At 70.5% G+C, this 11,628-nt stretch carries 9 protein-coding genes and 3 pseudogenes; 4 read left to right on the top strand and 8 right to left on the bottom strand.

Annotation, left to right across the window (positions count from 1 at the left end; genetic code table 11):
• Positions 1-665 precede the first annotated feature (665 nt).
• Positions 666-1,691, top strand: a complete 1,026-nt coding sequence (gene trpS / locus AC067M_RS35555) for a tryptophan--tRNA ligase (protein WP_478701165.1) — start codon at positions 666-668, stop codon at positions 1,689-1,691.
• Here trpS and AC067M_RS35550 read toward each other — a convergent pair.
• Positions 1,631-1,831 (bottom strand): annotated as a pseudogene (locus tag AC067M_RS35550) (helix-turn-helix domain-containing protein); the annotation flags it as partial. The gene trpS and the pseudogene AC067M_RS35550 overlap by 61 nt on opposite strands.
• Between AC067M_RS35550 and AC067M_RS35545 the strand changes: the two are divergent.
• Positions 1,831-2,324, top strand: a pseudogene (locus AC067M_RS35545) (isochorismatase family protein); the annotation flags it as partial. The pseudogenes AC067M_RS35550 and AC067M_RS35545 overlap by 1 nt on opposite strands.
• Positions 2,325-2,340: 16 nt before the next feature.
• Here the strand turns inward: AC067M_RS35545 and proC are convergent.
• The 3 genes from proC to AC067M_RS35530 all read right to left on the bottom strand — a co-directional run bounded on the left by proC (position 2,341) and on the right by AC067M_RS35530 (position 4,997).
• Positions 2,341-3,153, bottom strand: a complete 813-nt coding sequence (proC, locus tag AC067M_RS35540; protein ID WP_478701161.1) for a pyrroline-5-carboxylate reductase — start codon at positions 3,151-3,153, stop codon at positions 2,341-2,343.
• A 189-nt stretch (positions 3,154-3,342) separates the two neighbouring features.
• On the bottom strand, positions 3,343-4,116 hold the full coding sequence (locus AC067M_RS35535) for an ABC transporter permease (RefSeq protein ID WP_478701160.1): 774 nt from the start codon (positions 4,114-4,116) through the stop codon (positions 3,343-3,345).
• Positions 4,113-4,997 (bottom strand): ABC transporter ATP-binding protein, encoded by an 885-nt coding sequence (locus AC067M_RS35530; protein WP_478701159.1) that lies wholly within the window; start codon positions 4,995-4,997, stop codon positions 4,113-4,115. The genes AC067M_RS35535 and AC067M_RS35530 overlap by 4 nt, the downstream gene beginning before the upstream one ends.
• Positions 4,998-5,026: 29 nt before the next feature.
• Here AC067M_RS35530 and AC067M_RS35525 point away from each other — a divergent pair.
• Positions 5,027-5,591: pseudogene (locus AC067M_RS35525) on the top strand (SulP family inorganic anion transporter); the annotation flags it as partial.
• Here the strand turns inward: AC067M_RS35525 and AC067M_RS35520 are convergent.
• The 3 genes from AC067M_RS35520 to AC067M_RS35510 all read right to left on the bottom strand — a co-directional run bounded on the left by AC067M_RS35520 (position 5,589) and on the right by AC067M_RS35510 (position 7,370).
• Positions 5,589-6,362: a class I SAM-dependent methyltransferase gene (locus tag AC067M_RS35520; protein ID WP_478701158.1), complete on the bottom strand. Its 774-nt coding sequence runs from the start codon at positions 6,360-6,362 to the stop codon at positions 5,589-5,591. The pseudogene AC067M_RS35525 and the gene AC067M_RS35520 sit on opposite strands and share 3 nt — an antisense overlap.
• Positions 6,363-6,443: 81 nt before the next feature.
• The gene (locus AC067M_RS35515; protein WP_478701157.1) at positions 6,444-6,959 is read right to left on the bottom strand and encodes an EamA/RhaT family transporter; all 516 of its coding nucleotides are present in this window, start codon (positions 6,957-6,959) and stop codon (positions 6,444-6,446) included.
• 96 nt (positions 6,960-7,055) lie between these two features.
• Positions 7,056-7,370: an SH3 domain-containing protein gene (locus AC067M_RS35510; RefSeq protein WP_478701156.1), complete on the bottom strand. Its 315-nt coding sequence runs from the start codon at positions 7,368-7,370 to the stop codon at positions 7,056-7,058.
• A 181-nt stretch (positions 7,371-7,551) separates the two neighbouring features.
• On the opposite strand from AC067M_RS35510, the gene AC067M_RS35505 reads away from it, so the two are divergent.
• Positions 7,552-9,666: a serine/threonine-protein kinase gene (locus AC067M_RS35505; protein WP_478701155.1), complete on the top strand. Its 2,115-nt coding sequence runs from the start codon at positions 7,552-7,554 to the stop codon at positions 9,664-9,666.
• 55 nt (positions 9,667-9,721) lie between these two features.
• On the opposite strand, the gene ilvD is transcribed toward AC067M_RS35505, so the two are convergent.
• A complete protein-coding gene (ilvD, locus tag AC067M_RS35500; RefSeq protein ID WP_478701154.1) occupies positions 9,722-11,575 on the bottom strand; it encodes a dihydroxy-acid dehydratase in 1,854 nt (617 codons plus the stop codon).
• Between the last annotated feature and the right edge of the window lie 53 nt (positions 11,576-11,628).

Here is an 11,628-nt window from a genome sequence, read left to right as displayed (position 1 = left end):
GCTTCCTTTGTACTCACCCGAGAGACTCTCTCAGGCTTTCCTCCGGGCGCTTCCCTTCGGTCTTGCGTTTCCGACTCTATCAGATCTTTTCTCGATCCGATTTCCTCGGTGCTTTCCAGGTTCCCGCTCTCGCGTTTCCCTTTCCGGCGCTTCCGACTCTATCAGATCCTTTCGGCCCTGATTCCCCGTCAGAGGGGGGTTGTCTTCCCGGCTGTTGGGCCGTTCCGACGAGTGAGACTTTAGCGGATTCCCTGCTCCCGAAGCCAATCGGGGCTGCGTCCTTTCGAACGCGGATTCCTCATTCCGTAAATACGCATGCCAATCAAGCGACGACAGACAGAAGTGACTGTTCGTCGAGTGGTGGTTTGTACTTGCGGAGTGGCTGTCCGGGGACCGACCGGGGTCGGCGCTCACGTCGGACAACCCGGAGAACACTACGTATGGGCAGGGGGTGTGTCAACTCCCGTACGGACGGCACTCTCGGGGCGTACGGTGGAGGCATGACTACGCGTACGTGCACCCAGCTGTGGTGGGCCGCCTGACGGCGGCCGTACTCACGTATGCATGAAACGGCCGCCGCTTCGGCGGCCGTTGGTGTTTCTCCCTCCGCAGCTCCAGAGGGTCGGCCGCCCGGGCGGTGGCCACGACCAGGAGGTGGAGTGGAGATGAAGCGGGTCTTCAGCGGGATCAAGCCGACCGGGCATCTGACGCTGGGGAACTACCTGGGGGCCATGCGGCGGTGGGTCGCGGTCGACCAGCACCAGGCGGACGCGCTGTTCTGCGTCGTCGATCTGCACGCGCTGACCGTGAACCACGATCCCGCGCGGGTGCGCAGGCTCAGTCGGCAGACGGCGACGCTGTTGCTCGCGGCGGGGCTGGATCCGGAGCTGTGCACCGTGTTCGTACAGAGTCATGTGGACGAGCACACGCGGCTGTCGTACGTGCTGGAGTGCGTGGCGACCGACGGTGAGATGCGGCGGATGATCCAGTACAAGGAGAAGGCCGCGCGGGAGCGGGCGCGGGGCGGGAGTGTCCGGTTGTCGTTGCTGACGTATCCCGCACTGATGGCGGCGGACATCCTGGCCTACGGGAGTGAAGAGGTGCCGGTCGGGGACGATCAGACGCAGCATGTGGAGCTGACGCGGGATCTGGCGGTGCGGTTCAACCAGCGGTACGGGCAGACGTTCGTGGTGCCTCGGGCGACGCATCCGGGGGTGGCGGCGAGGGTGATGAATCTGCAGGAGCCGGCGTCGAAGATGGGGAAGAGCGACGACGTGGGACCCGGGGTCGTCTATCTGCTGGATGAGCCGGATGTGGTGCGCAAGAAGGTCATGCGTGCCGTCACGGACAGCGGGCGGGAGGTCGTCTACGACCGGGACGGGCGGCCCGGACTCGCGAATCTGCTGGAGATTCTCGCGGCTTGTACCGGTGGGGAGCCGGAGGAGCTGAGCCGCGCCTACACGTCGTACGGCGCTCTCAAGAAGGACACCGCCGAGGCCGTGGTCGAGGTGCTTCAGCCGCTGCGGGAGCGGCACCGGGAGTTGTGTGCGGACCCCTCTTATGTGGACGGGGTGCTGGGGGCGGGTGCCGAGAAGGCGCGGGGGATGGCTCGGCCGGTCGTGGACGCTGCTTATCGCGCGATCGGACTGCTGCCGCCGGTCGTGGAGCCGGTGCTGAACGTGGCTCGGTAGGCGCGCGGGCTGGTGGCGAGGCGCGAGGCGAAGTGCTGGCGCATCGTGACCTCGCTGCCGAAGCCGGCGCGGCGTGCGACCTCGGGCATGGGGAGGTCGGTGAGTTCGAGGAGCTTCTGGGCGGCGGCGAGGCACTGGTTCCGCCCTCATCGACGTATGGCAGACGACGGGGCGGCCGGTCGTCTTCGTGCGGCACGACTCGCTGAAGCCGGGGTCGCCGCTGCGGCTGGGGTACGAGGGGAACGACTTCAAGGAGTACGTGGAGCAGCGGCGCGGAAAGGGCGCGGGGCCGGAACTGTTCGTCACGAAGACCGTGAACTCGGCGTTTCTCGGGACGCCGGATCCGGGTGCCTGGCTGAAGGCGGAGGGATCTCGCAGGTCGTGATCGCCGGGATCCAGACCGACATGTGCGTGGAGACGACCGCGCGGATGGGCGGGAACCTGGGGTACGACGTCGTGGTCGCGTACGACGCCACGTACACGTTCGGCCTGGAAGGGCCGTTCGGCTGGCGGCGGAGTGCGGAGGAGATCGCGCAGGCCTCGGCGGTGTCCCTGCACGGGGGTGGCTTCGCGCGGAGTGGCTTCGCGCGGGTGGTGACGACGGAGGAGGCCGTGGGCGCGGCGGGCGTCTGACCGCGCCCGGCGGGCGTCAGTCCTTCTTGCCGGAGGCCAGCTCGCGGCTGCGGTCGCGGGCGGCCTCCAGGGCGGCGATCAGGGCGGCCCGTACGCCGTGGTTCTCGAGTTCGCGGATGGCGTTGATGGTCGTGCCCGCGGGGGACGTGACGTTCTCGCGGAGCTTGACCGGGTGTTCGCCGCTGTCGCGGAGCATCGTCGCGGCGCCGATGGCGGACTGGACGATCAGGTCGTGGGCCTTGTCGCGGGGCAGGCCCAGCAGGATGCCGGCGTCGGTCATGGCTTCGACCAGGTAGAAGAAGTACGCCGGGCCGGAGCCGGAGAGGGCGGTGCAGGCGTCCTGCTGGGACTCGGGGACGCGGAGCGTCTTGCCGACGGCGCCGAAGATCTCCTCCGCGTGGGCGAGGTGGTCGGCAGTGGCGTGGCTGCCGGCGGAGATGACCGACATCGCCTCGTCGACCAGGGCGGGGGTGTTCGTCATGACGCGGACGACGGGGGTACCGGCGGCGAGGCGCTCCTCGAAGAAGGCGGTGGGGATGCCTGCCGCGCCGCTGATGACCAGGCGGTCGGCGGGGACGTGGGGGACGAGTTCGTCGAGGAGGGTGCCCATGTCCTGCGGCTTGACCGTGAGGATCAGGGTGTCGGCGGTCTTGGCGGCTTCCGGGTTGGTCACCGGGGTGACTCCGTAGCGGGCGCGGAGTTCTTCGGCTCGTTCGGGGCGGCGGGCGGTGACGAGGAGGTCGGCGGGGGGCCAGCCGCCGCGGAGCATGCCGCTGAGGAGGGCTTCGCCGATCTTGCCGGTGCCTAGGACTGCGACTTTCTGGGTCATGTGGTTCATCCTCGCACCGGGGGTGGGGGATGCGAGGGGGTGTCCGGTGGGCGGAACTGGGCTGGTGGGCGTGGGGTGAGGCCGGGGTGAGGAGGTCGCGCAGCCCGGCGCTTGCGGGGGCCGTCGCGCCCGCCCGTGCCGCCTTGCGGCACGACTGTCGGCGACTGAGCGCGTCAGGCGGGCAGGCGGCTAGGCAGTCCTGCGCCTCAAGGTTGCCGCGCCCAGGGCCAGGACCAGCAGGGCGCAGCCCGCGACGATCAAGGCGTCTCGTACGAATGTGGCTGTCATGTCCGTGTGCCTCAGGACCTCGTTCATGCCGTCCACGGCGTAGGACATGGGGAGGACGTCGGAGATGGTTTCCAGGGCGGGGTGCATGGTGTCGCGGGGGGTGAAGAGGCCGCAGAGGAGGAGTTGGGGGAAGATCACGGCCGGCATGAACTGGACGGCCTGGAATTCGGAGGCCGCGAAGGCGGAGACGAAGAGGCCGAGGGCGGTGCCGAGGAGGGCGTCGAGCAGGGCTACCAGCAGCAAGAGCCAGGGGCTGCCCGTGACGTCCAGGCCCAGGATCCAGACCGCGAGGCCCGTGGCCAGTGCCGACTGGACGATGGCGAGGGTGCCGAAGGCGAGGGCGTAGCCGGCGATGAGGTCGCCCTTGCCGAGGGGCATGGCGAGGAGGCGTTCGAGGGTGCCCGAGGTGCGTTCGCGCAGGGTGGCGATGGAGGTCACCAGGAACATCGTGATCAGGGGGAAGATCCCGAGGAGTGACGCGCCGATGCTGTCGAAGGTGCGCGGGCTGCCGTCGAAGACGTAGCGGAGCAGGAACAGCATCACGCAGGGGATGAGGAGCATCAGCGCGATCGTGCGCGGGTCGTGGCGGAGTTGGCGCAGGACGCGGGCGGCGGTGGCTGCGGTGCGGGAGGCGTTCAGCGCGCCGGTGGGGGCGGGCGGGGTCGTCGTACTCATCGCGTGTGCTCCTTCGTGTGGCTCGCCTCGGCCGCTTCGGTCGTTCCAGTCGCTTCGGTCGTTCCAGTCGCTTCGGTCGTTCCAGTCGCTCCGGTCGCTCCGGTCGCTTCGTCCACGAGGTGCAGGAACGCCTCCTCGACGGAATCGGAGTGCGTACGGCTGCGGAGGGCGTCCGGTGTGCCGTCGGCGAGGATCTCGCCCTGGCGCATGAGGAGGAGGCGGTGGCAGCGCTCGGCCTCGTCCATGACGTGGGAGGAGACGAGGAGGGTCGCTCCGCGGGTGGTCGCGAGGTCGTGGAAGAGGTTCCAGAGGTCGCGGCGCAGGACGGGGTCGAGGCCGACGGTGGGTTCGTCGAGGACGAGGAGTTCGGGGGTGCCGAGGAGAGCTACAGCCAGGGAGACACGGCCTCGCTGGCCGCCGGAGAGGTTGCCGGCGAGGGCGTCGGCGTGGGTGGTGAGGTCGACGTCGGCGATGGCCCGGGTGACGTCTTCGGCGCGGCGGTCGGCTGCTGCCCGGCCGGGGTTCAGGATCGCGGCGAAGTAGTCCAGGTTCTGTCGGACCGTCAGGTCGTCGTAGACGGAGGGGGCCTGGGTGACGTAGCCGATGCGGGTGCGGAGGGTGGGGTGGCCGGCAGGGCGGCCGAGGACGTCGAGGGTGCCGGTGACCTTGGCCTGGGTGCCGACGACGGAGCGCATGAGGGTGCTCTTGCCGCAGCCGGAGGGGCCGAGGAGGCCGGTGATCTGGCCGCGCGGGACGGTGAAGTCGAGGTTGCGCAGGACGGTTCGGGGGCCGCGGACGACGGTGAGGTTCTCGGCGTGTACGGCGGGTGCTTCCGGGGGCTCCGAGCGTGCGGAGGACGCTCCGGGAGAGTAATTCATCATGTGGTGAATAATGCGCTCGGAGCGGAACGCCGTCAAGGCGTCGGGGGGCTCGGCTGGTGCCGGCCGTTGGTCGCGTGGCGTTGACGGCGGCGGTGACCGGTGTGTTCGACCTGGAGGTGCGGCGGGTCGAGGTGCTCGGGCTGCTGGATGCCGTGCGGGTGCCGGAGTTGGCGGATGTCGGGCGGCTGACGGAAGTGCGGGTGATCGGGACGGTCGTGGCGTTCACGCTGATCGCGTCGGCGGAGTCGCTGTTCAGTGCGGCGGCGTGGACCGGCTGCACGAAGGGCCGCGGACGGACCGAGACCGGGAGTTGATGGCACAGGGGGCGGGGAACGCCCTGGCGCTGGCGGTGGCGAAGACCGCGTGAGACACCAGCCATGTGCATATGGAGACCGAGGACCAGGGGGGAGGCCGGGATCGTCGTACGGGTGCTTTGGCCACGCGACGTTCCTGCGGCTGCCGAAGCTGCTGGACGCGTTGGACGCGCTGCCGGGTGACCGGGAGGTGCGGCTGGAGCAGGGCGGGCTGCGGCATGTCGACCACGTGTGCGCGGCGGCCCTGGAGGGGTGGGCCGCCGCGCGGCGCGGGTCGTCAGGGGGTGGCGACGATCAGCAGGACGTCGTAGACCTCCTCGACCTGGCCGTTCGGGAACACCTTCAGGAGGTGTTCGCGCTCGCGGGCGAGGAAGTCCTTCGTGGCCGGCTCGCCCTGCACGAGGAAGATCGAGTGGCTGCCTATGTTGGCGAGGTGCCGGTCGACGGGGACGCTGCGGCTCCAGCGGACGACGCGGTGCTGGTGGGCGGGGACGGTCGGCGCGCCTTCGAATGCCTGTGCCGTTCTGCTCGTGGAGGCGCCCTGCATGTTGCTGTACTCGCCGTTGAAGTGGTGCCTGATGCGCTCCGCCTGCTCGCTGATCCACGGCACGTCGACCGGGCCCATGTTCCACCACAGGGCCAGCGCGCCACCCGGGCGCAGCACGCGCTGCGCCTCCGGCACCGAGCGGGACGGGTCGGTCCAGTGCCAGGCCTGGGCGTAGGTGAGGAAGTCGGCGGAGGCGGTGGCGAGCGGGAGGGCGTTGCCGTCGCCGCGGACGAGCGGTACGTGCGGGAGGGAGCAGTGCAGCTGGGCCGCCATGCCGTCACCGGGCTCCACGGCGATCACGTCGGCGCCCCGGGCGTGCAGCAGGGCGGTCGCGATACCCGTACCGGCGCCGATGTCCGCGACTCGGGCGCCTTCGAGGGGGCGGCCGGCCAGGTCCTCGATCGCGTCGAAGAGGACGGAGGGGTAGGAGGGGCGGTTCGCGGCGTACTGCGCTGCGGCGGCGTTGAAGGAGTGGGCTCGGGTGGTGTGGGAGCTGGCCGTCATGGGGCCATGGTGGCCTCAGTCGACGGCCGGGGAGGTGGGATTTCGGTGAGAAGGCCGGAGCGGGGACGGGCGCGGGGGCTCCTACTGGCGTCCGCGCTTCTTCGACGGGTTGCCCGAGCGGCGGGTGGAGCGGCGTTCGTGCTCCGTGCGTGCCGTCTCGTACTCCTCGCGGAGGAGTTTCTCGCCGGGGGCCTCGGTGAGGGAGCGGAAGAAGTGGGCGAGGAGGGAGCCGACGAAGCCGATCGCGAGCAGGCCGCGCAGGGAGGCCTGGCGGTCGGGGTCGGGACGCTTGCTGAAGCCGCCCCACGTGTGGGCGAAGGCGAGGGAGCTGCAGACCGCGAACATCACGACGACGAGGAGCGTGACCAGGCTGCCGGTGCCGGCGATGCTCAGGCCTTCGAAGGCGAAGCGAAGGACCAGGCAGGAGGCGACGGCCGCGGCGAGGGAGCCCACGGCCACGCCGACACGGCGGACGGTGTAGCCGTTGTCGTGGTTCACCCAGGTGGTGCCGAAGAAGCGCAGGGGCTCGGGGCGGGGGCCGGTGGGGGCGGCCGGAGAGCCCGCGCGGGTGTCCGGGGTGCCGGTTTCGTCGCTCACGGGTCGATTATGGCTCTGGTGTGCGAGCCGCCGTGGCGCAGGCTCCCCTGTCGGCCCGAGGGCCGGCCCGGGGTTGCCTGCGCCCGCGTGCGTGGGTCAGCCGCAGCGCGACGTCACGTAACCGTCGGCGCCCGTCTTGACGTACGCGTCGGAGACGAACTGGCCACTGCCGATGTTGTCCCAGATGTTCGAGGTGCCGTACGGGCCGGCGACGGTCGTGCCCGGGGTCTGGCAGTAGATCGGGACGTAGGCGCCCTCGGCGAGGGTGCGGACGATGCCGTACTGGGTGCCGGGGCCGCTGCGGACGTTGAGGTGGATGCCGGGGGCCACCGGGTAGTAGTGGACGGCCGCCGCCGCGACCGCCGTGGCACCCTCGACGCCTTCTCTCTCTTCCACGTGCTCGACCGACATGAAGATCTCCCCCCGTTGAACCCATGACCGACATGGGATCCCGTTGATTCCCCTGAAACGCGACATGAAACACATGTGCGTAACTCGTACGCGGAGGCTAGCAAGCCGTCTCGGTCTCATACGAGTCATCGACTAGGCTCCGTGCGTCGCGCGCGCGGACGAACAGCACGGGGGTGGTCCCATGGCGCCACGGCAGGACAGCGGAGCGGGCGCGGAAGCGGAACTTCCCGAATACGCCGGTCACTACCGTCTGGATTCGTGTCTGGGCTCCGGTGGCATGGGGGTCGTCCACCTGGCCCGCAGCACCTCGGGCCTGAAGCTCGCGGTGAAGGTCGTACACGCCCAGTTCGCCAAGGACCCCGAGTTCAGGGGGCGGTTCCGGCAGGAGGTCGGCGCCGCGCGGAGGGTCAGCGGCGCCTTCACCGCGCCCGTCGTCGACGCCGACCCGGACGCCGAACGGCCCTGGATGGCGACGCTGTTCATCCCGGGGCCGACCCTCTCCGAGCATGTGAAGCGGAACGGGCCCATGGCGCCCGCCCAGTTGCGCCGGCTGATGGCCGGACTCGCCGAGGCGCTGCGGGACATCCACCGGGTCGGTGTCGTGCACCGGGACCTCAAGCCCAGCAACGTGCTGCTCGCCGAGGACGGGCCGAAGGTCATCGACTTCGGCATCTCGCGGCCCAAGGACAGTGAACTGCGCACGGAGACCGGGAAGTTGATCGGCACTCCGCCGTTCATGGCGCCGGAGCAGTTCCGGCGGCCGAGGGAGGTCGGGCCGGCCGCCGACATCTTCGCGCTCGGGTCGGTGCTGGTGCACGCGGCGACGGGACGCGGGCCGTTCGACTCCGACAGCCCGTACGTCGTCGCCTACCAGGTCGTGCACGACGAGCCGGACCTCACCGGCGTCCCGGAGAGTCTCGCGCCACTGGTGCTGCGCTGCCTCGCCAAGGAGCCCGAGGACCGGCCCACGCCGGACGAGCTGATGCGCGAACTGCGGTCGGTGGCGGCGTCCTACGACACGCAGGCGTTCATACCGGGACAGCGGTCTGTCCACATCGAGGCCGAGGGCGAGATCGACGCGCCGGGGCCGCCCGAGCCCGAGGAGCGACGCCGGGGTGCGGGAGGGCGGCTGCGCAGGAAGGCGGTGCTCGCCGCCGGTGCGGCTGTGCTCGTCGTGATCGGTGTGCTCGGCTCGGTGCTGTGGTTCGGTGCGGAGGCGAGCGCGCCGAAGCCCGCCGCGCCGAAGGCGGTGGCGGCCGCGTTCCAGGCATGGGAGGCGAAGCCGATCTCCGCGGCTCGCGGTCTGCGGCAGTGCTCCCACGGCGCCGGAAAGCTGCTGTGCGCGCAGCCCGGGCTGGTCTTCGCACTCGATCCGGCCGACGGTTCCCTGCTGTGGAAGCACTCCTCCGCCACGTCCCGCTACGACGGGCCGCCGGTCGTGGCGGGCGGGCTCGTACAGCCCTCGGTGGAACACGGGCAGCGGCTGGAGGCGCTCGATCCGGCGTCGGGCAGGCCGCGGTGGCAGCGGAAGGTGCCCGCGTACAACGGGATGCGGGTGGTGGGAGACATGCTGCTGCTCACCGGCGCCGACGGGACGGTCATCGGCGTGGACGCCGCTTCGGGTGACACGAAGTGGAAGCGGGCGGTGCCGGGGCAGGCGACGCCGTCGTTCGTCTCCTTCGCCGGGGATCCGCTCGCCTACACGGTGAGCGCCACCGCCGACGATAAGCGGACGCGGGTCTCGGCGCTGGATCCGGCCACCGGGGACGTGCGCTGGGAGGCGCAGCTCAAGGGGACGCTGAATCCGATCGGCTCGCAGGACGGGTCGGTGTTCTTCCTGTCCATCGACAACGTGTTCCAGCGTGCGGACGCCGTCGTGCGCTACACCCCTGGGACGAAGGCCTCACGCCGGGTGAAGCTGCCGGTCCCCCGCCCGGACGCCCATGCGAGCGTGCGCGGGAACGTGGTGCACATCCTGTCGTTCGGTGGCTCGCTCGAGGCCGTGGACGTCGACTCGGGCAAGCAGCGGTGGCTTCTGGAGACATCCATGAGCCGTGGCTCGGCCCCGGTCGCCGACGCCGCGCATGTGTACGTCGCGGCGGCCGACGGGCGACTGCTCGCCGTCGACGCCCGCACCGGCAGGCTCGTCGGGCAGACGCCGCCCCGGCTGGCCGCCGACGCCGACTCGGTCGCGGCCACGCTGCCCGAGCCGGTGCTCTCCGGGGGACGCGTCTTCGCGAGCGCGCCGGACGGCACGGTGTTCGGGGTGGACGCGCGGGATCCGGCGGGGTGGTGACGTGGGTGAGGGCCGACCCCGGTGGGGACGGCCCTCACGATGCGCTTACGGTGCCTCAGCCCAGCATGCTGACGTCCCGCACCGCGCCCTTGTCGGCGCTGGTCGCCATGGCGGCGTAGGCGCGCAGGGCGGCGGAGACCTTGCGGTCGCGGTTCTTCGGGGCGTAGACGCCGTTCAGGGCCTGCTCACGGCGGGCCAGTTCCGCGTCGTCCACGAGCAGCTCGATCGAGCGGTTCGGGATGTCGATGCGGATGCGGTCGCCGTCCTCGACGAGGGCGATGGTGCCGCCACCGGCCGCCTCGGGCGAGGCGTGGCCGATGGAGAGGCCGGACGTACCGCCGGAGAAGCGGCCGTCGGTGATCAGCGCGCAGGTCTTGCCGAGGCCGCGGCCCTTCAGGTACGAGGTCGGGTAGAGCATCTCCTGCATACCCGGACCGCCCTTGGGGCCCTCGTAGCGGATGACGACGACGTCGCCGTCGGTGATCTGCTTCAGCAGGATCTTCTCGACGGCCTCCTCCTGCGACTCGCAGACGACCGCCGGGCCCTCGAAGGTCCAGATCGACTCGTCGACGCCGGCCGTCTTCACCACACAGCCGTCGACCGCGAGGTTGCCCTTGAGGACCGCGAGGCCGCCGTCCTTGGAGTACGCGTGCTCGACGGAGCGGATGCAGCCGCCCTCGGCGTCCTCGTCGAGGGCCTCCCAGCGCTCGGACTGGGAGAAGGCCTCGGCGGAGCGGACGCAGCCCGGGGCGGCGTGCCACAGCTCGATCGCCTCCGGGGAGGGGGAGCCGCCGCGCACGTCCCAGGTCTTCAGCCAGTCGGCCAGGGACGGGCTGTGGACCGAGTGCACGTCCTCGTTCAGCAGGCCCGCGCGGTGCAGCTCGCCGAGGAGGGCGGGGATGCCGCCGGCGCGGTGCACGTCCTCCATGTAGTACGTGCGGTCCTTCGCGATGTTCGGAGCCACCTTGGCCAGGCAGGGGACCCGGCGGGAGACCGCGTCGATCTCGCCCAGGCCGAAGGGGACGCCCGCCTCCTGGGCCGCCGCCAGCAGGTGCAGGATCGTGTTGGTCGAGCCGCCCATCGCGATGTCGAGGGCCATCGCGTTCTCGAACGCCGCGAAGGTGGCGACGTTGCGCGGCAGGACCGTCTCGTCGTCCTGCTCGTAGTAGCGGCGGGTGATGTCCATCACCGTGTTGGCGGCGTCGACGTACAGCCGCTTGCGGGCCGTGTGGGTGGCCAGGACCGAGCCGTTGCCGGGGAGGGAGAGGCCGATGGCCTCGGTGAGGCAGTTCATCGAGTTGGCGGTGAACATGCCGGAACACGAGCCGCAGGTCGGACAGGCGTTCTCCTCGATACGGAGGATGTCCTCGTCCGAGATCTTTTCGTTCACGGCCTCGGACATCGCGTCGACCAGGTCGAGCGTACGGACCGTGCCGTCGACCAGCGTGGCCCGGCCGGACTCCATCGGGCCGCCGGAGACGAACACCGTGGGGATGTTCAGCCGCAGGGCCGCGTTGAGCATGCCCGGGGTGATCTTGTCGCAGTTGGAGATGCAGATCAGGGCGTCGGCGCAGTGGGCCTCGACCATGTACTCCACGCTGTCCGCGATCAGGTCGCGGGAGGGCAGGGAGTAGAGCATGCCGCCATGGCCCATGGCGATGCCGTCGTCGACGGCGATCGTGTTGAACTCGCGCGGGATGCCGCCGGCCTCGACGATCGCCTCGCTGACGATCCGGCCGACCGGCTGGAGATGGGTGTGGCCCGGGACGAACTCGGTGAAGCTGTTGGCGACCGCGATGATCGGCTTGCGGCCGATGTCCGCACCGGGTACACCGGAGGCGCGCATAAGGGCGCGGGCGCCCGCCATGTTGCGGCCGTGGGTGACTGTGCGGGACCTCAGCTCGGGCATCGTCGCTCGCTCCTTAGGGACTGCAGATTTCCAGGACTGCAGAGACTGCGATC

This window comes from Streptomyces sp. NPDC043427 (assembly GCF_056436655.1).
Note: the sequence above shows the minus strand (reverse complement) of the source record. Positions and strands in the feature narration are given on the sequence as shown.